This is a genomic window from Mycobacterium kansasii ATCC 12478, from assembly GCF_000157895.3.
In the GTDB taxonomy this organism is placed as follows: domain Bacteria; phylum Actinomycetota; class Actinomycetes; order Mycobacteriales; family Mycobacteriaceae; genus Mycobacterium; species Mycobacterium kansasii.
The window spans coordinates 143,858-163,472 of record NC_022663.1 but is presented as its reverse complement, the minus strand read 5'-3'; the positions used below and the strand labels follow the sequence as shown (position 1 = coordinate 163,472).

21 protein-coding genes are annotated in these 19,615 nt (G+C 66.3%); 10 read left to right on the top strand and 11 right to left on the bottom strand.

The genetic code is table 11. From position 1 onward, the window contains the following. Window positions 1–209: 209 nt before the first annotated feature. The 4 genes from MKAN_RS00690 to bfr all read right to left on the bottom strand — a co-directional run bounded on the left by MKAN_RS00690 (window position 210) and on the right by bfr (window position 5,680). Entirely contained in the window at window positions 210–704 is a 495-nt protein-coding gene (locus tag MKAN_RS00690; protein ID WP_023364189.1) for a carboxymuconolactone decarboxylase family protein, read from the bottom strand. Window positions 705–738: 34 nt separating this feature from the next. Further along, window positions 739–2,838: an MDR family MFS transporter gene (locus tag MKAN_RS00685; protein ID WP_023364187.1), complete on the bottom strand. Its 2,100-nt coding sequence runs from the start codon at window positions 2,836–2,838 to the stop codon at window positions 739–741. Window positions 2,839–3,052: 214 nt separating this feature from the next. Then, window positions 3,053–5,128 (bottom strand): MDR family MFS transporter, encoded by a 2,076-nt coding sequence (locus tag MKAN_RS00680; RefSeq protein ID WP_023364186.1) that lies wholly within the window; start codon window positions 5,126–5,128, stop codon window positions 3,053–3,055. A gap of 72 nt (window positions 5,129–5,200) precedes the next feature. Then, complete coding sequence (gene bfr, locus MKAN_RS00675) at window positions 5,201–5,680, bottom strand: bacterioferritin (RefSeq protein WP_036394198.1); 480 nt, start codon at window positions 5,678–5,680, stop codon at window positions 5,201–5,203. A 318-nt stretch (window positions 5,681–5,998) separates the two neighbouring features. Here bfr and MKAN_RS29065 point away from each other — a divergent pair, with 318 nt between their 5' ends. After that, window positions 5,999–6,175: a (2Fe-2S)-binding protein gene (locus tag MKAN_RS29065; RefSeq protein WP_080673968.1), complete on the top strand. Its 177-nt coding sequence runs from the start codon at window positions 5,999–6,001 to the stop codon at window positions 6,173–6,175. 26 nt (window positions 6,176–6,201) lie between these two features. Here MKAN_RS29065 and MKAN_RS00670 read toward each other — a convergent pair whose 3' ends face one another. From MKAN_RS00670 to MKAN_RS00655, 4 genes are read right to left on the bottom strand one after another with little or no spacing between them, the layout of a single operon-like run. Next, window positions 6,202–6,957, bottom strand: coding sequence for an enoyl-CoA hydratase/isomerase family protein (locus tag MKAN_RS00670; protein WP_023364182.1), 756 nt, complete (start codon window positions 6,955–6,957; stop codon window positions 6,202–6,204). A 10-nt stretch (window positions 6,958–6,967) separates the two neighbouring features. Next, window positions 6,968–7,411, bottom strand: a complete 444-nt coding sequence (locus MKAN_RS00665) for a PPOX class F420-dependent oxidoreductase (RefSeq protein ID WP_023364180.1) — start codon at window positions 7,409–7,411, stop codon at window positions 6,968–6,970. A gap of 9 nt (window positions 7,412–7,420) precedes the next feature. Continuing rightward, window positions 7,421–8,122: an EthD domain-containing protein gene (locus MKAN_RS00660; RefSeq protein WP_023364178.1), complete on the bottom strand. Its 702-nt coding sequence runs from the start codon at window positions 8,120–8,122 to the stop codon at window positions 7,421–7,423. Window positions 8,123–8,151: 29 nt separating this feature from the next. Continuing rightward, window positions 8,152–9,108 carry a hydrogen peroxide-inducible genes activator gene (locus MKAN_RS00655; protein WP_023364176.1) on the bottom strand — a complete coding sequence of 319 codons (957 nt, stop codon included), beginning with the start codon at window positions 9,106–9,108 and terminating at the stop codon, window positions 8,152–8,154. 106 nt (window positions 9,109–9,214) lie between these two features. Here MKAN_RS00655 and MKAN_RS00650 point away from each other — a divergent pair, with 106 nt between their 5' ends. Then, complete coding sequence (locus MKAN_RS00650; protein WP_023364174.1) at window positions 9,215–9,802, top strand: peroxiredoxin; 588 nt, start codon at window positions 9,215–9,217, stop codon at window positions 9,800–9,802. A gap of 17 nt (window positions 9,803–9,819) precedes the next feature. Continuing rightward, on the top strand, window positions 9,820–10,356 hold the full coding sequence (locus MKAN_RS00645) for an alkyl hydroperoxide reductase (RefSeq protein WP_036394200.1): 537 nt from the start codon (window positions 9,820–9,822) through the stop codon (window positions 10,354–10,356). 9 nt (window positions 10,357–10,365) lie between these two features. Here MKAN_RS00645 and MKAN_RS00640 read toward each other — a convergent pair whose 3' ends face one another. Beyond that, the gene (locus MKAN_RS00640) at window positions 10,366–10,803 is read right to left on the bottom strand and encodes a DUF1810 domain-containing protein (RefSeq protein ID WP_023364170.1); all 438 of its coding nucleotides are present in this window, start codon (window positions 10,801–10,803) and stop codon (window positions 10,366–10,368) included. A 57-nt stretch (window positions 10,804–10,860) separates the two neighbouring features. On the opposite strand from MKAN_RS00640, the gene MKAN_RS00635 reads away from it, so the two are divergent. From MKAN_RS00635 to MKAN_RS00605, 7 genes are all read left to right on the top strand, one after another. After that, a complete protein-coding gene (locus MKAN_RS00635; protein WP_023364168.1) occupies window positions 10,861–12,102 on the top strand; it encodes an alpha-hydroxy acid oxidase in 1,242 nt (413 codons plus the stop codon). A gap of 137 nt (window positions 12,103–12,239) precedes the next feature. Further along, window positions 12,240–12,419 carry a hypothetical protein gene (locus MKAN_RS00630; RefSeq protein ID WP_023364166.1) on the top strand — a complete coding sequence of 60 codons (180 nt, stop codon included), beginning with the start codon at window positions 12,240–12,242 and terminating at the stop codon, window positions 12,417–12,419. A gap of 42 nt (window positions 12,420–12,461) precedes the next feature. Beyond that, the gene (locus tag MKAN_RS00625; protein WP_023364164.1) at window positions 12,462–12,851 is read left to right on the top strand and encodes a nitroreductase family deazaflavin-dependent oxidoreductase; all 390 of its coding nucleotides are present in this window, start codon (window positions 12,462–12,464) and stop codon (window positions 12,849–12,851) included. A gap of 6 nt (window positions 12,852–12,857) precedes the next feature. Continuing rightward, window positions 12,858–13,190, top strand: a complete 333-nt coding sequence (locus tag MKAN_RS00620; RefSeq protein ID WP_023364161.1) for a TfoX/Sxy family protein — start codon at window positions 12,858–12,860, stop codon at window positions 13,188–13,190. 41 nt (window positions 13,191–13,231) lie between these two features. Then, a complete protein-coding gene (locus tag MKAN_RS00615; protein ID WP_036445001.1) occupies window positions 13,232–13,867 on the top strand; it encodes an HhH-GDP family DNA glycosylase in 636 nt (211 codons plus the stop codon). Window positions 13,868–13,874: 7 nt separating this feature from the next. Next, entirely contained in the window at window positions 13,875–14,600 is a 726-nt protein-coding gene (locus MKAN_RS00610; protein WP_023364157.1) for a DUF72 domain-containing protein, read from the top strand. 13 nt (window positions 14,601–14,613) lie between these two features. Then, window positions 14,614–15,852 carry an NAD(P)/FAD-dependent oxidoreductase gene (locus MKAN_RS00605; protein ID WP_023364155.1) on the top strand — a complete coding sequence of 413 codons (1,239 nt, stop codon included), beginning with the start codon at window positions 14,614–14,616 and terminating at the stop codon, window positions 15,850–15,852. A 14-nt stretch (window positions 15,853–15,866) separates the two neighbouring features. Here MKAN_RS00605 and MKAN_RS00600 read toward each other — a convergent pair whose 3' ends face one another. Together MKAN_RS00600 and MKAN_RS00595 are read right to left on the bottom strand one after the other, a co-directional pair. Continuing rightward, entirely contained in the window at window positions 15,867–17,966 is a 2,100-nt protein-coding gene (locus tag MKAN_RS00600; RefSeq protein ID WP_023364153.1) for an NAD-dependent epimerase/dehydratase family protein, read from the bottom strand. Window positions 17,967–18,080: 114 nt separating this feature from the next. Next, window positions 18,081–19,574, bottom strand: a complete 1,494-nt coding sequence (locus MKAN_RS00595) for an acetyl-CoA acetyltransferase (RefSeq protein ID WP_023364151.1) — start codon at window positions 19,572–19,574, stop codon at window positions 18,081–18,083. Window positions 19,575–19,615 lie beyond the last annotated feature (41 nt).

The following is a 19,615-nucleotide window of genomic DNA, read 5'->3' as shown; positions in this document are numbered from 1 at the left end:
ACACTTCTCTCCTACCGGTCCTACAGATTGACGGCACCGAAAAGGGTGCACAAACCAAACCGTAACAGCCGAGTCGCATATATTTCACGGTACAGCGGCGTACGAATGCCGATGCCGGCCGGCTCATCGACGCGACCGACTTCGTCTGAATTTCCCCGTTACGAATTCTGCTGCGTCACAACGTCACCCAAGACGCCGTCGGGCCTGTTTCAGGCTCGGCCGGGTAAGGTCACCCGGCAAGCCTGACCGATGTCCAGGGTCCGCAATACCCGCCCCATGCCCACCCACAGCGCACAGGACAAGGCCAAGTCGGCGAGCAATTCGTCGGAGAAGTATTCGCCGCAACGGCTCCAGAAATCATCGTCGTCACGCAGCACGGTGTGCTCGGTGGCGAATCGGTAAGCGAACTCGGCTGCCAGCCGCTCCTGTTCGCTGTAGCCCGGCCAGGTGCGCCATTCGGCCGCGTGGGCATAGAGGTCCTCGTCGACCCCGGCGGCGGGCCCGTCGGCATCGCGGGTGTTGGCGCAGACAGTGCACTCGTTGTTGTCGGCAATCACCGCGCGGGCAAGCTCGCGGGTGCGCATCGGCAACCGGTTGCTGGTGTACACCGCACGGCTGAAGGCGGCCAGCGCGCCGCCGAGCTCAGGGGATTTCGTGATCCAGCCGGCCACGTCGTCGTCGGCGAAAGTTCCGATTCGGCTCATGGCGCGATGGTACGCCCGGGTGGCGCGCTGTCGGTCAATGCGGGTGTGGTATTGCACCGGTGGGAGTGGAGGCTACCGCAGGGGTAGCCGCAGTCGGCGCCTCGCCCGCCCAGTCATGGCCCCAATCACGCTGCGCCAGAACACGATACGCAATATGTCGGAGAGCCGTTTCCACCTCGCCGCGATCCGGCCGGCCTTCGAAGCCGGGCGATCTGGCAAGTTTGTCCGCGATCCAGTTCAACAGCAGCGAGTACACGTATTCGACTTGGTGGACCCCCGCGGGGGTCAGCGACATGTGATCGCCGTCGCGCACCACATATCCGGTGGCAACCAGTTGGCTGAAGGTGGGCTCCAAGACCTCGAAGGGCAACCCCAGGTGGTTACCGATATCGGTGATCCGGGCCGCTCCGAAGAACTGCTGATAGCGGTTGATCCGCAGCAATCCCCACAGACCGGCGACGTCGAGCCGGCAATCGGGGCGCATGGCAATGCTGCGCAGTCGCATACCGGGATCGCCGCGCAACATGCGACCGATGGCGTTCTCCAACAACTTCTCCGGCGTCTCGGTGCTCGGCATCCCGAATCCGTCGCCCAAATCGACCGCGCTGTTGTGGATATCGCGCAGCGGCACTTCGCGCAATAACAGCGCCAGTACGAAAGCAACGGCGGCAACCGTTGCCGCCCAAAGAAACACCTGGCCCAGTGATTCGGCGTAGGCCTGCACGACCGGTGCTGCCACGGTGAGAGGCTGCCGGTGCAGGGCTTCCGGGGAGCTGACCGACTCGGCCGACAACCCACTGCTTGCCATCGCCGGGCCCATTCTGGCCCGCAGGAAGTTCACGAACAGCGAGCCGAAGACCGCCGCACCGAACGCGCCGCCGATGGTGCGGAAAAACGTCACACCCGACGTCGCCACACCCAGATCCTCGAAATCGGAGGTACTTTGCACGACGAAAACCAGGACCTGCATGGACAAGCCGATACCGGCGCCCAGCACCAGCAGGTACAGCGACTGCACCACCGCCGGGGTTGTTGCATCCATGCGCGACATCAGCACAAACGCGACTGCCGTCAGCGCCGTGCCGGTCACCGGGAATATCTTGTACCGGCCGGTCCGGCCGACAACGACACCACTGCCGGTGGAGGTGACCAGCATACCGACCACCATCGGCAGCGTGCGCAGGCCGGAGGTGGTGGCCGAGACGCCGTCCACATACTGCATATAGGTGGGCAGAAACGTCATCGCGCCCAGCATCGCGAACCCCACGACAAAGGCCAGCACACAGCACACGGTGAACACCGGACTACGAAACAGCCGCGGCGGCAGGACCGGTTCCCGGGCCCGGTTTTCCACCCAGGCGAAGACGCCCAGCGCGGCAGCGGCCAACGAGAAAAGCCCGACAATGGTGACCGACCCCCACGGGTACACGATGCCGCCCCAGCTCGTCGCCAGGGTCAGCGCGGCGGCGCCCACGCCGACGGCGACGATCCCGGCATAGTCGATAGCCGGTTTGGCGGCTGCGGTGAGCGCAGGGATCGCCGCCGCCGCGACGAGGATGACCACCACCGAGATCGGGACGTTGATCCAAAAGGCCCACCGCCAGGTCAGGTAGTCGGTGAAATAGCCGCCCAGCAGTGGTCCGACGACCGTGGTGACGCCGAAGACCGCGCCCAAAATGCCTTGGTAGCGGCCCCGTTCCCGGAGCGGGACGACCTCGCCGATCAGCGCGGTGGCGGTCACGGTGATCGCGCCGCCACCGACGCCTTGCAGTGCCCGCGCGCCCACCAGCATGGCCATCGACTGCGCGAGCCCGCACAATACCGACCCACCGACGAAAAACACCACTGCTGCTTCAAAGACGCGCTTGCGGCCGACCAGGTCGCCCAGCTTGCCGACGAATGCGGTGACGATGGTGGACGCCAGCAGATAGCTGGTGACCACCCATGACTGGTGTCCGGCATCCCCCAGGTCGGCGACGATGGTCGGCAGTGCGGTGGCGACGATGGTCTGGTCCAACGCCGCCAGCAGCATTCCGAGCACTACCGCCAGGAAAATGAAGTTGCGCCGCTGCGGGCTGATCAGCGCGCTGCCGGATCCGGGATCGGTAGCGGCAGCGGCCGTCGGGGTTGTCATGCCTGCCTTTCCCGTCGGCGTCGGATGCCGGCCCGGCGAAGCGTACGCCTGACACCGCGGACCGCGGAGCACCCGGCTGGGCAATGGCGGGAGGGGCGCGGATCGTCAGTTCGCGGGATGCCCAGGATCGCCACCGGTCAATCGTGGCGGAGTCCGACTCCCGGGGCCGGCTGTGGCCAGAATGCGTTAAGACCCCGCGTCGACTGCGTGGTTCCTACTTGGCGGCGACGAGGGTGCCCGCCGGCGCCAGTTCGTCCAAGTCTTCGTACCAATCGCGCTGAACCAGCACCCCGTCGGTGAGCCGTTGCAGGGCGGCTTCGAATTCCTGGTGGTCGGGCTGCTGCTCCACGCCGGGCGCTACCGCCAGATGGTCGACGAGCCACCGCCGCAGCAGGCCGGAGAGGGTCTCGATCTGGCCGAGCCCGGCCGGGGTCAGCGACAGGGTGTCGCCCTCGCGCGACGCGTAGCCGGTCTGGACCAGGCGGTCGAAGACCGGTTCGAGCACCTGATGGGGCAGGTGCAGGTGTTGGGCAATGTCGGTGAGCCTCGCGGTGTCGAAGAACCGCTCGTACTGATAGATCCGCAGTACCCCCCATAAACCGGCGACGTCCAGCTCGGAATCCTGGTACGCCGCAGCAAGATTCGGCAGCCGCACCTCGGGCGCTTCGTGCAGCAGATGGGTGACCGCGATTTCCAGCACGTCCTCCGGAGATTTGGTCCTCGGCACGGCGAACCCGTCTCCGAGGCAGCTGGGGCTGTCGTGGATATCGGCGAGCGGAACCTCGCGCAGAAACAGCGCGAGGATAAATCCGGCCAGGGCGACAAAGGCCGCGCACAGGAACACCTGGTTGAGCGACTCGGCATAGGCCCGCACGATCGGGGCGGCAACGTAGTGCGGCAGTCGGTGCAAGACGGCCGGAGAGTGCGCGGCGTCGACGGGTGCGTCGCCGGCGACCAGCGCGGGCCCCATTCGCCGGCCCAGGAAGGTCGCGAACAGCGCGCCGAATATCGCGGCACCGAACGAGGCGCCGACCACGCGGAAGAAGGTCACCCCCGAGGTGGCGACGCCGAGATCTTCGAAACGGGACGTGTTCTGCACGATGAGAATGAGCACCTGCATGGACAAGCCGATCCCGGCGCCCAACAGCACCAGGTACAGCGACTGCACCAGCGCCGGCGTCGACTCATCCATCTGCGACATCAGCAGGAATGCAACGGCCATCAGCCCCGTGCCCGCGACCGGAAAGATCTTGTACCGGCCGGTCCGTCCCACCATGATGCCCGCACCAACCGAGGTGGTCAGCAGGCCCACCACCATCGGCAACGTGCGCAAACCCGAGACGGTCGCCGAGGCGCCGTCGACGTAGCGCAGATACATCGGCACGAAGGTCAGCGCGCCCAGCATCGCAAAACCGACCATCAACGACAGGACCGAGCACACGGCGAATACCTGGTTGCGAAACAGTCGCGGCGGGAGGATACCCGCAGGGGCTCGGCCCTCGACCCACACGAAGACACCCAATGCCACCGTTGCGCCGATGAACAGTCCCATGATCGGTGCCGAGCCCCACGAGTACGTGCTTCCGCCCAGGCTCGTCGCCGTGATCAACGCCGTCGTGGCCAGTGTAATGACCATGATCCCGAGGTAGTCGATAGCCGGTTTGGGGCGGCGGGGCAACGCGGGAATGGCCGTTGCGGTCACGGCCAGGACCACGATCGAGATCGGCAGGTTGATCCAAAATGCCCAACGCCAGTGCAGATAGTCGGTGCAGAAGCCGCCCAGCAGCGGGCCGGCGACGGTGGTCACCCCGAACACGGCGCCCAAGATGCCCTGGTAGCGGCCGCGATCCCGCAGTGGGAAGGCCTCACCGACCAAGGCGGCCGCGGTCACCGAAATCGCACCGGCCCCGACGCCCTGCACGGCACGCGAGACAGCCAGCGTGGTCATGGTTTGCGCTGCCCCGCAGAGCATGGAGCCGAGCAGGAAGACCAGGACCGAGCCCTGCAGCACCCGCTTACGACCGAACAGGTCCCCCAGCTTGCCCGCCACCACGACCACGATGGTGCCGCCCAGCAGGTAGCTGGTGATGGCCCACGATTGGTGAACGGAGACCCCCAGCTCGTCGACGATCGTCGGCAACGCGGGCACGACGATGGTCTGGTCCATCGCCGCGACCAGCACCCCGAGCATCAGCGCCATGAAGATGATGTTGCGGCGCGCCGGGCTCAGCGATATGCAGGTTGACCGGGTGTCCGCAGCAGCAGTCCGGGATGCCGTCGGGCTCGTCATGTGTGCCTCCCGTCGGTGTTCGAGCCCGTGCGCGAAACCCAGGAGTCATGCCCGCGGAGCCTCGATCGGATATCAGGACGGTGGCCTGGAGACGCACTGCGCCGAGTACAGCGCCTCTCCGAGTTTCTCCATCAGTTCCAGCTGCGTCTGCAGGTAGTCGAGATGCAGTTCCTCATCGGCCACAATTTGTTCTAGCAGCTGTGCACTGGTGGTGTCCTGCTTTTCGCGGCACATGATGATTCCGGGCTTGAGCCGATTCAGTACTTCGATTTCGATTGCGATATCACTTTCGAATTGTTCGCGCAGTGTCTGGCCCACCCGCAACGAGCCGATGCGCTGGTAGTTCGGCAAACCGTCGAGCAGCAGAATCCGGTCGGTAATCGCCTCGGCATGCCGCATTTCGTCGAACGACTCGGCGCGGGTTTTGGCCGCCAGTTCGGTAAAGCCCCAGTTCTCCTGCATCTTGGAGTGCAGAAAGTATTGATTGATGGCGGTCAGCTCGCTGGTCAATTGTTCGTTGAGCAGACGCAAGACATCCGGATCACCTTGCATGATGACTCCTACGGTGGGAAGGCGGTCGTTTTCTACCGCAGCAGATGGGCTGGGCTGGAGCACCATCATGGCGGGTTCTGGCAGCACCTTCGGGTGCCGCGTTTCAATCTAGTGCAGCAAGTGGGTAGCGGCGCAGACTTTGTCGCGCCGTCGGCGCGTCCTGCATGGCACGCCGGACCAAGCGAAACGGCCTTAGGTTAGACTGCACTAACCTACTTAGGTTAGACTCTACTAATACGCAGACCGTTCGTTCGGTGGCTCCCCGGCCACTCCGATCGCGGAGGATGTCATGAGCAAGCACCCGGTGGGAGTTTGCTGATGTACGTGTGTCTCTGTGTGGGAGCCACCAACCAAACCGTCTGTGATGCCGTCGCCCGTGGCGCGTCGACGTCGAAAGAAGTTGCCGCGGCATGCGGCGCGGGCAGCGATTGTGGCCGTTGCCGCCGCACCTTGCGGGCGATCATCGCCGCGGCCGTCCAACCGGCTGCGGTCTGAGGTCCGGGCCGGGCTGTCTGGTCTTTCTAGGACCGGCGCTTGCTGAAATCGGCCAATGCTGCGGCGTTGGCCTGCGCGCCCATCAACTCGGCGAAGTGGGCGTTCTCCCGGGCGCTGGCGGCGGCTATCTCGGGACGGGTCGGTTCGACGATGGTGTGCTTGACCGCCATCAGGCTCGAGAGTGGCCGCGCGGCAAGGATTTCGGCATGCCGGCGGGCCTCGGGAAGCAGTGCCGCCGGCTCGCAGACACGCCAGACCAGCCCCATCCGCAAGGCCTCCCGGGCGTCGATCCATTCCGAAGACATCAGCAGCCAGGCCGCGTTCTGCCGGCCCACCAGCTGCGGCAGCAGATATGACGATGCTGCTTCGGGAGCCACGCCAAGACTGGTGAACGGACATTTCAGGCGCGCCGTCGCGGACATGAACGCCAGGTCGGCGTAGCCCAGGATGGTGGTGCCTATCCCGACGCCGACGCCGTTGACCGCGCAGATCAGCGGTTTGGGGAAACCGGCGAGCGCCTCGATGAGTCCCCGGAAGCCGTATCGTCCCTCTTCGAAGCGCGGGTCGGTGATGCGGGCCTGCATCTCGGCGAGGTCGGTACCGGCGCTGAAGCCGCGACCCGAGCCGGTCAGCAAGACCACGGAAACCGCTGGATCTTCGGCGGCGTCCAACAGTGCCTGCGTGGTGGCGTCGTACAGGGCTTCGTTGAAGGCGTTGAGGGCCTCCGGCCGGTTGAGCGTGAGCGTGCGTACCCGGTGCTCGTCGTCGATCAGCAGCGTCACGGCGGTGAGCCTAACCGTTGCCGTACACGCGGGTCGGCTCGATCAGCACCACGGCACGCCGCTCCGCGGCCATGACCCGGTCGTACTCGTCCCAGTCGTCGTGGGTGCCGCCCGCCGCGATGAAGACGTCGCGCAGCAGCAGCCGCAGCTGCTCCCCGTCGCGCAGCCACGGCTGCGAGTCGTCGGGGCCGACGAGTTCCGCGCGGCCCTCGACGGTCGCCCACAGCCAGCCGTTCCGGAAAGTGACGGCCAGTTGCGGCCGCGCCCGCAGGTTGGTGAGCTTGACCTTGCCGTACGTGGTGAAGCCCAGAACGGTTTGGCCGCCGGCCGGATGCGTCAGCAGACCGACGTTGACCAGCGATGCCTGCACGGTGCCGTCTGCTCGTACGGTGGCGACCACCGCCAGCCCTTTCTCGGCGACGGCCAGGGCCACGGCATCGTTGAGTGTCGTCATGAGCAGTCCTCACATAGTGAATGGTGTGGTGAACACGTAGCGGCTGGTGGGCACGGTGTCGATGTTCTTGTTGGCGCCGAATGCGTTGGTGCTGGCGACCATCCGGCTTATCCGGTGCTGCAGGTCGGCGTCGTCGGCGGCGCCGAAGAACGCCTGCAGATCCGAGACGGCCTCGGCCGGAAACAGCTCCTCGACGATCCCGGAGATCGGCGGTGCCGATGCAGTAAGAGTGCGCACCACCCAGTTCTGGGTGTAGCCGAAGGTGGCCTGCGTTTCGATGGCCACCGACGTATGGTCGCGTTGCCAGCGGGTCAGCCAGGTCTCCTCGTCCAATCCCGCGGGCCGCCGCAGCAACGCGATGTTTGCCAAACCCGTTGTGCGAGAACCTGGCTCGGTTTCCGGCGAGGCCATCGGAACCGACTCGGTCACCAGGTATGCGCCGAGTTGCGCACATTCGCGCTCGAGCAGCTGCAGGGCGGACGCTATCTGGTCGCCATAGCATTGCTGGGTCCACATGCTCACCACCGAGGCCACCGGCGGCGACAGGGTGGTCAGGGTCATCAGGGAGCTACGCACCGCACCGTCGCGAACATTGACAGCGAGCCCCGGAAGGCCCAGCTCCACCAGCGCGTCGGCGACCGGCCCCAGTTGACGGGCACACCAGTCGTCGTCCGGCTCGTCGCGCAGCAGGACGGCGATGACCTTCTCCATAGGGGAAACTTACCTGCGCCGCCAACGGCTCAGAGCTGACCGTCCGCACCGTCGGTGACTAGGCGCACGGGCTGTTCCGCGACCACAACTTCCCCGATGATCCGGGCAAGTCGTCGATACGACTCATCGCGACCGGTGGACGAGCGGTAAACCAGTCCTATCCTTCGGCCCGGGCGGGGCGCGCCGAAGTGGGCGAGTCCGGCACGGCTGCGCGCGGCCTCGACGGCCACCGCGCTCTGCGGGATCAGCGTGACCCCCAATCCACCCGCCACGCATTGGATCGCGGTGGCCAACGACGCTGCCCGGGTGTCGGCGAGTTCGACACGGACCCCAGCTTTGTGGCAGACATCCAGGGCCTGGTCGCGCAGGCAATGACCCTCGTCCAGCAACAGCAGCGGCAACTGCGCCAACGCCGCGGCAGGCACCCGACGCTTGCCGGCTAGCGGATGCCCCGGAGGTAGCGCCAAAACGAAATCCTCCTCATAGATCGGGATCTCCGTGACACCGGCAGAATCGGCGGGCAATGCGACCATGGCCGCATCCAGTGCGCCATCACGCAAGCCGGCTAGCAGGCGCTGAGTCTGATCTTCGACCACGTGCGCGGTCAGGGTGGGGAGTCGATGGGTGAGTCCGGCCAGGACCGTCGGCAACACGTAGGGCGCGACCGTGGGAATCAAGCCCAGCCGGATGCTGCCGTGCAGCGGATCGGACACTCCCCCGGCGGCGATGCTGAAGGCCTCCGCCGCCTGCACGACAGCCTGCGCGAGCGGTAGCAGTTGCATACCCTCGGCCGTCAAGAGGACCCGTCGCGTCGAACGCTCGACGAGGTGGGCGCCCAGGCCGGTCTCCAGTGCGGCCAACGCTTGCGATAACGTCGATTGGCTTACCCCTAAAGTGGTTGCGGCACTGCTGAAATGCTGCTTGTTCGCGACGGCGACGAAGGCCCGCAGCCCGGCGAGGGTCGGCTGATAACTCTTATCGGCCATGCCGATAAGTATAGTGTGATATATCACCTTTACTTTCGCGTGGGTTTCGCGGCATCATTGGTGTCGAGACAGCTAATCTTGACTAAATCCAGATTAAGGAGCGGATGTGTCCTTGCTGACAATCGGCGACCAGTTCCCCGCCTACCAGCTCACCGCGTTGATTGGCGGCGATCTGTCGAAGGTCGACGCCAAGCAGCCCGGCGACTACTTCACCACCGTCACCAACGAGGACCACCCGGGCAAGTGGCGCGTGGTGTTCTTCTGGCCCAAGGACTTCACCTTCGTGTGCCCGACCGAGATCGCGGCCTTCGGCAAGCTCAACGACGAGTTCGAGGACCGCGACACGCAGATCCTCGGAGTCTCCATCGACAGCGAATTCGTCCACTTCCAGTGGCGCGCCCAGCACGAGGACCTGAAGAAGTTGCCCTTCCCGATGCTTTCCGACATCAAGCGCGAGCTGTGCCTGGCCACCGGCGTGCTCAACGAGGACGGAGTGGCCGACCGGGTGACCTTCATCGTCGACCCGAACAACGAAATCCAATTCGTCTCGGCCACAGCGGGATCCGTCGGGCGAAATGTCGACGAGGTGCTGCGGGTGCTCGATGCCCTGCAATCCGACGAGCTGTGTGCCTGCAACTGGCGCAAGGGCGACCCCACGATCGACGCCGGCGAGCTGCTCAAAGCGTCGGCGTGACGGTCGGAGGAGAACCGATGAGCGTCGAGAATCTGAAGGCCGTGCTGCCCGAGTTCGCCAAGGACCTCAAGCTGAACCTGGGCTCGATCACGCGCAGCACCGTGCTGACCCAGGAGCAGCTGTGGGGAACCCTGCTGGCCAGCGCTGCGGCGACACGTAATACCCAGGTGCTGGCCGAAATTGGGGCCGAAGCGGCAGACAATCTGTCCGACCCGGCATACCAGGCGGCGCTGGCAGCGGCGTCAGTCATGGCCATGAACAACGTGTTCTATCGTGGCCGCGGCTTTCTCGACGGACAGTACGACGACCTGCGTCCCGGATTGCGGATGAATGTCATCGGCAATCCGGGCGTGGCCAAGGCCGATTTCGAGCTGTGGTGCTTCGCGGTCTCGTCGATCAACGGCTGCTCGCACTGTGTGGTCGCGCACGAACACACGTTGCGGGAGGCGGGTGTGGGCCGGGAGGCGGTGCTGGAGGCCTTGAAGGTCGCAGCCATCGTTTCCGGTGTGGCACAAGCGGTTACCGCCACCCAGACATTGGCTGCCGTTGGCTGACCGTTCGATCTAGGAACCCTTCAGGCGCGCCAGCGTCGCCGGATCCTGCTGCCCGCCGTAATACCGGGTGATCAGCGCGACGAAATCCTCGTTGTCGGCGGTGGCGCGGGCGAACAGCGTCATCGACGAGCGCAGCTTGAGATCATCGGGCCAACCGAAGATCTCTTCGATGGAGCGGCCCTGCACCTGGTTGACCAGCCGCGTGCACTCGTGCAGGCGCGGACCGAGCAGGTCATGGTCCAGATACGCGCGTGCCTCCGCTATCGACGAGATGCCGTAGTAATCCGCCATGGGGCTGTGGCCCAGTCCTCGCAGTTGCGGGAAGACGAACCACATCCAGTGAGTTCGCTTGCGTCCCGACCGCAGTTCGGCAACCACGCCGCGGTAGACCGGGTCCTGCGCGTCGACGAACCGTTTCAAGTCGAAGGGGTCGCCTGATGTTGTCATACCACCACGGTTGCACACTGGTGGGATGGCGCGGCTGAGCATCGGTTCCAGCGGGTAATGGCGGTCCGGCGACGGGTGCCCAAGCTCGGCGACCTGGCACCGCTGATTCAGTTGAGAAGGCCTCGGTTCGGCGGCACCAAGCGCCGCCTGGATGCCGCACTGACCATCGAGGATCTGCGCCGTATCGCCAGGCGACGCACCCCTAGGGCGGCATTCGACTACACCGATGGTGCCGCCGAGGATGAGCTGTCGATCCGGCGAGCCCGACAGGCGTTCCGCGACATCGAGTTTCACCCCACGATATTGCGTGACGTCACCACGGTGTGCCCGGGTTGGGATGTCCTCGGAGCGCCGGTGGCGTTGCCGTTCGGGATCGCGCCGACCGGGTTCACCCGGTTGATGCAGACCGAAGGCGAGATCGCCGGCGCGCGGGCGGCAGCCGCGGCGGGGATTCCGTTCGCGATGTCCACGTTGGCCACCTGCGCCATCGAGGATCTGGTGGCCGCAGTTCCCCAGGGCCGCAAGTGGTTTCAGCTGTACATGTGGCGCGACCGGGATCGGTCGATGGCGCTGGTCAAGCGCGCGGCCGCCGCGGGATTCGACACCATGCTGGTCACCGTCGACGTTCCGGTGGCCGGTGCCCGGTTGCGCGATGTCCGCAACGGCATGACGATTCCACCGGCACTCACGCTGCGAACCGTTCTCGACGCACTGCGGCACCCACGCTGGTGGTTCGACCTGTTGACGACCGAACCGCTGGCGTTCGCCTCGCTGGACCGCTGGTCGGGCACCGTCGGCGAGTACCTGAACACCATGTTCGACCCGAGCGTGACGTTCGAGGATCTGGCCTGGATCAAGGCGCAATGGCCGGGCAAACTCGTCGTCAAAGGGATTCAGACGCTCGACGACGCGCGTGCCGTGGTCGAATGCGGGGTCGACGGCATCGTCTTGTCCAATCACGGCGGCCGGCAACTGGATCGGGCGCCGGTTCCGTTTCACCTGCTGCCGTCGGTGGCCCGCGAACTCGGCAAGCACACCGAGATCCTGATGGATACCGGCATCATGTCGGGCGCCGATATCGTCGCGGCGATCGCCCTGGGAGCGCGCTGCACCTTGGTCGGCCGGGCCTATCTCTACGGGTTGATGGCCGGTGGCGAGGCGGGTGTCGCGCGCGCCATCGAGATCCTGGGAAGCGGCGTTATCCGGACCATGCGGCTGCTCGGTGTGACCTCCTTGGCGGAGCTTTCGCCCAGGCATGTGACGCAATTGCGACGGTTGGGGCCTCGTCCAACGGTGTGACGCTCGCGCGTCGCGCCGAGCGCGCAGATCGCGCGGTCCTACGGGCGCGCGCCGATCGGCTCGGCGTCTACGATCGTCGCCGCCCGAGAAGGCTGCGGAAAGCTCTCGCCCGCCAGCCGGGACCGGTCCGTTCGTGGGTGGCCGTGATTCTGCGCCGGATGCTCGGCATGGGCAAGCTGCCGTCCCTGTCAATCAACTACAAGACCGCGATCCCCGAAGCGGTGCTGAGCACAATCCCCCGCCGGTCGCCGCAGTTCGCCGTCGCGCGGCAGTGGGTGTTGCGCGCGGTCGGGGTTCCCGCTCCGAGGCGGTCATAGGCCGGCTGTCCTCGCGGCCGGCGATCCTGCACAATCACACTCATGGCTCAATTGCGAGACGTCAAACGTCAGCTGGTCCATCGCTTTCAACGGCTGATAGCCAACCCCCTGGGTCGGCAGTTGCCGCTGACCATGCTCGAAACCATCGGCCGCAAAACAGGACAACCGCGCCGCACCGCCGTCGGCGGAAAGGTCATGGGCAACCAGTTCTGGATGGTGTCCGAGCACGGCGAACATTCGGATTACGTCTACAACATCAAGGCCAACCCCGCCGTCCGGGTGCGCATCGGCGGCCAGTGGCGTACCGGGACCGCCCATCTGCTGCCGGAAGACGACCCGCGGCAGCGGCTGCGCGACCTGCCCCGGGTCAACAGCGCGGCCGTGCGCGCTATCGGGAGCGACCTGCTGACCATCCGGGTCGACCTGGATTAACCGCGGATGGCCTACGACATTGATCTCGTGGAACGGATCCGCGAGTTGCTGGCGTCGCAGTCCGGCGTGGACGAAAAGCGGATGTTCGGCGGGCTTGCCTTCCTGATCGACGGGCACCTGGCCGTGGCCGTCAGCGGTCAGGGCGGGCTTCTGGTCCGGGTGCCCCCGGCGGACACCGACAAGCTGCTCGGTGGCGCCCATGTCAGCCCCATGATAATGGCCGGCCGGCAAACCCGCGGATGGTTGCGCGTCGCCGCCGAAGGAGTGAAAACCAAACGGCAGCTTCACAGTTGGGTCACGCGCAGCGTGACCTGGGTGCACAGCCTGCCGCCTAAATGACCACCCGGTTTGCGGCCGGCAGATGCGGGTACGCCGCCCAAATGGACAAGCCCGAACCACGGGTGAAACGACTGCTCGAGGTCGCCGGTACCAGCTACGCTGCCGAGGCCGGCATTCGCATCGACGACAAGCCGATGCCGCTGTTTCAGCTGCTGGTGCTGTGCATGCTGGCCAGCAAGCCGATCGACGCCACCATCGCCATGCGCGCCGCGCGGGAACTGTTCAAGGCGGGCCTGCGCACCCCCAAAGGGGTGCTGGAATCCCGGCGACAGACCATGATCGATGCGTTCGGCCGTGCCCACTATGTGCGCTATGACGAAAGTTCGGCCACCCGACTTACTGAAATGGCCGAGCGGGTCCGCGACGAATTCCGCGGCGACCTGCGCGAAATCGCGCGCCGCAGCGACCACGACCCGTCGAAGGCCAAGCGAATCCTCAAGCAGTTCAAAGGGATTGGCGACACTGGTGCCGATATCTTCCTGCGCGAGGTGCAGGATGTGTGGACCTGGGCGCGGCCGTATTTCGATGACCGGGCCACCGCCACGGCCAAAGAGCTGGGCCTGCCCACCGATCCGGCAAAGCTTTCGGTGCTGGCGGCCGGCGCCAACGCCCGGCTGGCGGCGGCGCTGGTCCGCGCGTCCCTAGACGATGACGTGCGCCGCCAGGTGACCGATTGAGCACCAAATGACCGTCCGGATCGGCACATCGGGCTGGTCGTATGACCACTGGTCCGACGTGCTGTATCCGCCCGGGCTGGCGTCCGTCCGGCGATTGTCCTACTACGTGCGGTCGTTCGACACCGTCGAGCTGAACGCCAGCTTCTACCGCTGGCCCAGGGATTCGACGTTCGCGGGCTGGCGAACCCAGTTGCCTGACGGGTTCACCATGTCGGTCAAGGCGCACCGCGGCCTGACCCACTACCGCCGGCTGATGTCGCCCGAACCCTGGATCGAGCGGTTCGAACGCTGCTGGCAGCTGCTGGGTGATCGGCACGGCGTGCTGCTGGTGCAGCTGCATCCCGAGCAGCGACGCGATGACACTCGCCTGGATTCCTTCTTGCGCAGCGTTCCGGCGTCGATCCGGGTGGCCGTCGAGCTGCGCCACCCGTCCTGGAACGCCCCGGCGGTATATGCGGTGCTGGAAACCCACCGCGCCGCCTACGTGGTGATGAGCGGCGGCGGTCTGGCATGTATCCCACGGGCCACCACCGACCTGGTGTACGTCCGGATGCACGGTCCCGATCGGGACGCGATGTATGCGGGTTCGTACTCGCCCGACGACCTGCGACGCTGGGCCGACCGCATCACCGGCTGGGACGGTGAGGGCCGCGACGTGTGGCTGTACTTCAACAACGATCTGGGCGGCCACGCGGTCCGTAACGCGCTGTCATTGCGGGAGTTGCTGAGCTAAGTAGGCTGGTGGTATGGCCAGTTCGACAAACTTCGTCATCGTCGGCGGCGGGCTTGCCGGCGCCCGAGCGGCAGAAGCCTTGCGCGACAACAGTTTCGACGGCACCATCACACTCTTCGCCGAAGAGGAGCAGCTGCCCTACGAACGTCCCCCGCTGTCCAAGGAATTCCTGGCAGGCAAGAAGTCGCTCGACGAGTTCACCGTGCAGAACTCGGACTGGTATCGCGACCATGATGTCGACCTGCGGCTGGGCGCGCGGGTGTCGTCGTTGGATCCCGACGCTCACACCGTCGGACTTCTCGACGACACCACCGTGCACTACGACAAGCTGCTGCTGGCGACCGGATCGGCGTCGCGTCGCCTGCCGATACCCGGCGCCGACGCCGCCGGTGTGCATTATCTGCGCACGTTCGAGGATGCGTCGGCGCTGAATTCCGCGCTGGCCGAGGGCTCTTCGCTAGCGGTCGTGGGCGCGGGCTGGATCGGTCTGGAGGTGGCCGCCAGCGCTCGGCAGCGCAACGTCGATGTCACCGTGGTGGAGGCGGCCAGCCAGCCGCTGTCGGCGGCGCTGGGCGACACCGTCGGCAAGGTGTTTGCCGACCTGCATCGCGATCATGGTGTGGACTTGCGGCTGGAAGCGCAGGTCACCGAGATCACAACGGGGGGCGGCCGGGCCAGTGGGCTCAAGCTGGGCGACGGGTCCGTCATCGCCGCCGATGCCGTGTTGGTGGCCGTCGGTGCGACACCCAACGTCGAACTGGCCCAACAGGCCGGCTTGGCGATGGCTGACGGCGGTGTCCAGGTCGACGCGTCGCTGCGCACCAGCGATCCCGATATCTACGCCGTCGGTGACATCGCTGCCGCGGAGCACCCGCTGCTGGGCACCCGGATCCGCACCGAGCACTGGGCCAACGCGCTCAAACAACCCGCGGTGGCAGTCGCCGGAATGCTCGGCACGCCGGGCGAATACGCCGAGCTGCCCTACTTCTTCACCGATCAGTACGACCTCGGGATGGAGTACGCCGGCCACGCGTCCGGCGTCGAGCGGGTGGTGTTCCGCGGCGACGTCGCCGGCCGCGAGTTCGTCGCGTTCTGGCTCGACGGTGACAACCGGGTGCTGGCCGGGATGAACGTCAACATTTGGGACGTGCTCGACGACGTGAAAGCTCTGATCCGATCGAAAGTTCCGGTCGACGCCGACAGGTTGGCTGATCCCGCATCGCCGTTGGCCGAAGTGCGGGTCGGCTCATAGCGCTCTTAGCGCTCTTAGTCCGGGGGCTTCCAAGTGTGGTCGATGACGTCGGGCGGCGGCTGAGCTTGCAGCCGCTCGCGCTCGGTGCGTCGGCGTTTGACCCGCAGCCGGGCGTCGGCCGGCATGGTGACCAGCTCGTCACAGGTCAGGTAGTACACGTCGTCGACGGTGTCGATCAGGTCGGCCGCGACCCGCCGAGATCCTAACTCGCGCAGCGTCATCCGGAGTTCATGGGTGAACCGGATGGTGGTGTCGTGAGCCAACTCTCGCGAACTGCGAGCACTGGCCGCCAACCGCTGGGCAAACGTCGCGGGTGGTGCCGGCTCGGCGGGCGCCGTAGCGGCTTGCGCAGCAAGGGTCAAAAGTAGTGACGGGTCGTCGCCGAACGCCGGGTTGGCCAGCTCCGCTTCCCCCGAGCCGCGGTGTCCCAGCTGGGCTACGGCCGCGTCGAGGGCGGCTGCGGCCGACGGCGACAGCGCCCGGATACTGTCGACGTTGCCTTCGCGGGCCAGCGCGCACAGCGGTGCATCGGCGCGCAGGATGTCCGTCAGGTCAGTGCTCACCGCCGCGACCCGACCGCTCTCCATGATCACCCCGATACCGGACACGCTGGATTTCGCGTGTGTGTGCTCCAGCGTCGCCGCGGTGATGCCGGTGTCGATGACCCATAGCGCCGTGAGGATCCAGCCCTGGTGAATCCGATCCCGCAACAAGCGAACCCGTACTTCCAGGCTGGCCTCCGGCAGTTCGCTCAGCTGCCCGGCATCGACGTGCTCTGCCGACGCCGCGGCAACGTAGGCCTGAGTGTCGGCCCGCAGGTGACGCAACAGCGACAGCGACCGAGCCGTCACGACCACCTTGGCGACCGACCCGAGTGCTCCGCCGGCCATCTGGGGTCGCCCAAACGGCAGCAGGCCCGTGGGCGGTTGATGGTCCCCCAGCGTTCGGCGGGTGATGGCCTGCTCGTCCCAGCCCGGCAGCTGGCTGGCGGCGACGATGTTGGCCGACACGCCGACGTAGGGGCGATGACCGAATACCGCGATGGCCCTGCTCTCCCACTCCTGGGCAACCACGGCGCCAAGTGCCAGGATTCGACCCATGGCCCGACCTGCGGCACGCAGCCCGCCCATCTGGACGTCCAATGTCATCGGGGTCAGCGGTCCGGGTAGTGCTTCGGTGAGACCGGTTGCGCTGAATACCGGAAACCGCGGATCGATCCGGTCGTCGAATTCCCCCTCGAGCCCGTCGGGCCCCACCGAGTTCACGGTCGCGCCGTAACGGGGAAACGACCGCGGGACCGGCTCGATCGGCAGCGCGAGTTGGCCTGACCCGATGGTCGCGCCACCACGATCCAGCCGCCGGCCCACCAGTCCGCGACCGGTATCCACGATCGCCTCGGTCGCCTGCCACCCGTACTGAAATTTCCAATCTTCTTGGGCCGCAGCGGTGTCCATCTGCGGAAGCAGATCAGCCCAACGGCGAATCCGGTGCGTTCGCAGGCGTGGGTCGGCCGATTGCAGCAGCCGCCACGCGGTGACCAGGTTCGCGGCATCCGGCGTGGCCAGGTCGACGACGCCGTTGCGGTCGGTGTTCAGCGCCAATACCAGGAAGCGAACCAGGTCATCGAGGTGCAGCACCCGCATCGGCTGCGCCGAGACCCTACTGCGCAGCAGAGTAGCCACCGTCCGGCAGACCATCCAGTCCAGGTGCCGACCGACCGGCGGCGCGATGCGAATGACCAGGTTCGGCGCCCAGCAACCGGCCACCAAGGCTTCGGCCTGCTGGTAGAGCTCGGGCGACCCCGCAGCCTGGGACACGAACAGCAGCCGGGCACCCGCGCGGGAGGCCGCGTTGCTCACATGCGCCAAGCCGTTGAGGCCGGCTCCGCCCGGTGCGCTGGTGTCCACCGGGGCGAGATGGATCACCGCGTCCGCTTCGGCGGTCAACTCCAGCAACACAGGGTCGCGCAGCGATGCACACACAAAGTCGACACCGGCATCAAGGGCCGGATGCCGGTAGCGGGCTATGCCGCTGACCGTGTGCCCGGCGGCGATCAGCTGGCGTGCTACCAGCCGGCCGACCGCGCCGGCAGCATCGGTAACCAGGACGTGCACCCTGCCCACCTTCCCCAACGTCGTCCCATGACAATAAGCACCGCAACCCCACTTTCGCGACCAATTGAGTCCGGACCGTGATCCGGAAAAGGGCGTACGGATTCGTCGCGGTGGTTACCGCAACGTCGCGCTGCCGTCGGCTGCGATGGCAACCTTGGCCCCGGCGATGTCTGCGATGTCGTCGTGCACCGTCGCGGCTGCTGTATCGGGATCGGTGATCACGCCCAAACTCCGGGCTCCGTCGGGGGTGCGCACGGCTACAAAGGTTTTCTCGGGCCTGCCTTCGCGGGTGAACGGTGTGGTCCAGGCCTCGACCGTTCCGATTCCCTCCCACTCGACCAAACCCACGGTCGTGGGCTCGCGGTCTACTACCGGCTGGACATCTTCCCAACGAAATTCCGCAGGCGGTTCGGTGCTGTAGACGCCGAAGCTGTGTTTGGTCAGGTATCCGCCGTTTGCGGTGATCAGGCCGCGTCGGCCCGGGTTGGCCGCCAACAGTTCGGCCATGGTGGCAATGGAATGGGTGACGTAATTGCTCCACGGGCCGCCGGCGAAGGTCAGGCCGCCGGTGACCGTCAGCGGGCGGGCGGGATCGTCGGTCGCCAGGCCGAGTTCGGCCGCGGCAACCTGAACCGCAGAGGGAAAACACGAGTACAGGTCGACATAGTCGACGTCGTCGATGTCCAAGCCGGCCAGCTCGAGCACCCGCGCCCCCCCGAACCGGATCGCTGGAGACCGGTACAGCTCGGCCCGCTCGGCGATCGCGGGGGTGTCATGGGCGTCGGTACCGGCGTGCGGGTAAACCCAGCGCTCGGCTGGGACCTGCAGCCGCGTGGCCTGCTCGACCGACGCCAGGATCAGCGCCGCGCCCTGGTCAACCATGTTGTTGGAGTTCATCAGCTTGGTGTAGGGCCAACTGATCATGCGGTTCTGCGGGCCGGGCCGGCAAATCTCCTCGGCGGTCATCGGGGTACGGATCCAGGCATAGGGATTGGCCACCGCGACGGCGTTGAAGCGCGCCCACAGCTGACCGACCCGCCGCCGGTGATCCGCCATCGACTCGCCGTTGGCGATGCGCAGCGCCTGCTCGAACAGCGGGTAGACGTAGGCGGGCCGGTCCAGCTTAATCCTGAGCTCGGCCTCACCCGCCATCACAACGTCGTCACCGGCAATTTCAGGCAGTGGAACGGATTCGTCCTGTCGGGTCCACACCAGCCGCGCGCCCTTGGACTTCAACCCGGTCCTGGTACGCCAGGTTTCGGCGCCGGCAATCAGCACCACCCGGGCGCGCCCCTGCTGGATGTCCAGGCATGCCTGGCTGACCAGCGACTGCGGTGTGTTGCCGCCGACACTGCCGTAGCCGGTGGTGAAGCTGCCGGCGCCGAGGCGCTCGCCGAGCAACTGTCCCGGGTTGCGGTAGTGCGCCGACAGCATGTGCACCACGCGGATCGAGTCGACGGCCGCCAACAGCGGAGCATCGGCGGCTTGCCGGGCCGCCGCGACCATCAGGTCAACCGGTTCGATTGACGGCCCGGCCGGGTCGATTTCGTCGCGATGGTTGACCTGACCGTAGCCGATCAGCACCGGTGTCCTGGGATCAACGGGCATGCCTCGAACCTAGCGCCGGGCTTCGGCGCGCCGCACACCAG

Bases quoted from the DNA above. Each gene is read 5' to 3' on its own strand.
- MKAN_RS00690 (WP_023364189.1), bottom strand. From the start codon at position 704: ATGAGCCGAATCGGAACTTTCGCCGACGACGACGTGGCCGGCTGGATC.
- MKAN_RS00685 (WP_023364187.1), bottom strand. From the start codon at position 2,838: ATGACAACCCCGACGGCCGCTGCCGCTACCGATCCCGGATCCGGCAGC.
- MKAN_RS00680 (WP_023364186.1), bottom strand. From the start codon at position 5,128: ATGACGAGCCCGACGGCATCCCGGACTGCTGCTGCGGACACCCGGTCA.
- bfr (WP_036394198.1), bottom strand. From the start codon at position 5,680: ATGCAAGGTGATCCGGATGTCTTGCGTCTGCTCAACGAACAATTGACC.
- MKAN_RS29065 (WP_080673968.1), top strand. From the start codon at position 5,999: ATGTACGTGTGTCTCTGTGTGGGAGCCACCAACCAAACCGTCTGTGAT.
- MKAN_RS00665 (WP_023364180.1), bottom strand. From the start codon at position 7,411: ATGACGACACTCAACGATGCCGTGGCCCTGGCCGTCGCCGAGAAAGGG.
- MKAN_RS00660 (WP_023364178.1), bottom strand. From the start codon at position 8,122: ATGGAGAAGGTCATCGCCGTCCTGCTGCGCGACGAGCCGGACGACGAC.
- MKAN_RS00655 (WP_023364176.1), bottom strand. From the start codon at position 9,108: ATGGCCGATAAGAGTTATCAGCCGACCCTCGCCGGGCTGCGGGCCTTC.
- MKAN_RS00645 (WP_036394200.1), top strand. From the start codon at position 9,820: ATGAGCGTCGAGAATCTGAAGGCCGTGCTGCCCGAGTTCGCCAAGGAC.
- MKAN_RS00640 (WP_023364170.1), bottom strand. From the start codon at position 10,803: ATGACAACATCAGGCGACCCCTTCGACTTGAAACGGTTCGTCGACGCG.
- MKAN_RS00635 (WP_023364168.1), top strand. From the start codon at position 10,861: ATGGCGGTCCGGCGACGGGTGCCCAAGCTCGGCGACCTGGCACCGCTG.
- MKAN_RS00625 (WP_023364164.1), top strand. From the start codon at position 12,462: ATGGCTCAATTGCGAGACGTCAAACGTCAGCTGGTCCATCGCTTTCAA.
- MKAN_RS00620 (WP_023364161.1), top strand. From the start codon at position 12,858: ATGGCCTACGACATTGATCTCGTGGAACGGATCCGCGAGTTGCTGGCG.
- MKAN_RS00615 (WP_036445001.1), top strand. From the start codon at position 13,232: ATGGACAAGCCCGAACCACGGGTGAAACGACTGCTCGAGGTCGCCGGT.
- MKAN_RS00610 (WP_023364157.1), top strand. From the start codon at position 13,875: ATGACCGTCCGGATCGGCACATCGGGCTGGTCGTATGACCACTGGTCC.
- MKAN_RS00605 (WP_023364155.1), top strand. From the start codon at position 14,614: ATGGCCAGTTCGACAAACTTCGTCATCGTCGGCGGCGGGCTTGCCGGC.
- MKAN_RS00595 (WP_023364151.1), bottom strand. From the start codon at position 19,574: ATGCCCGTTGATCCCAGGACACCGGTGCTGATCGGCTACGGTCAGGTC.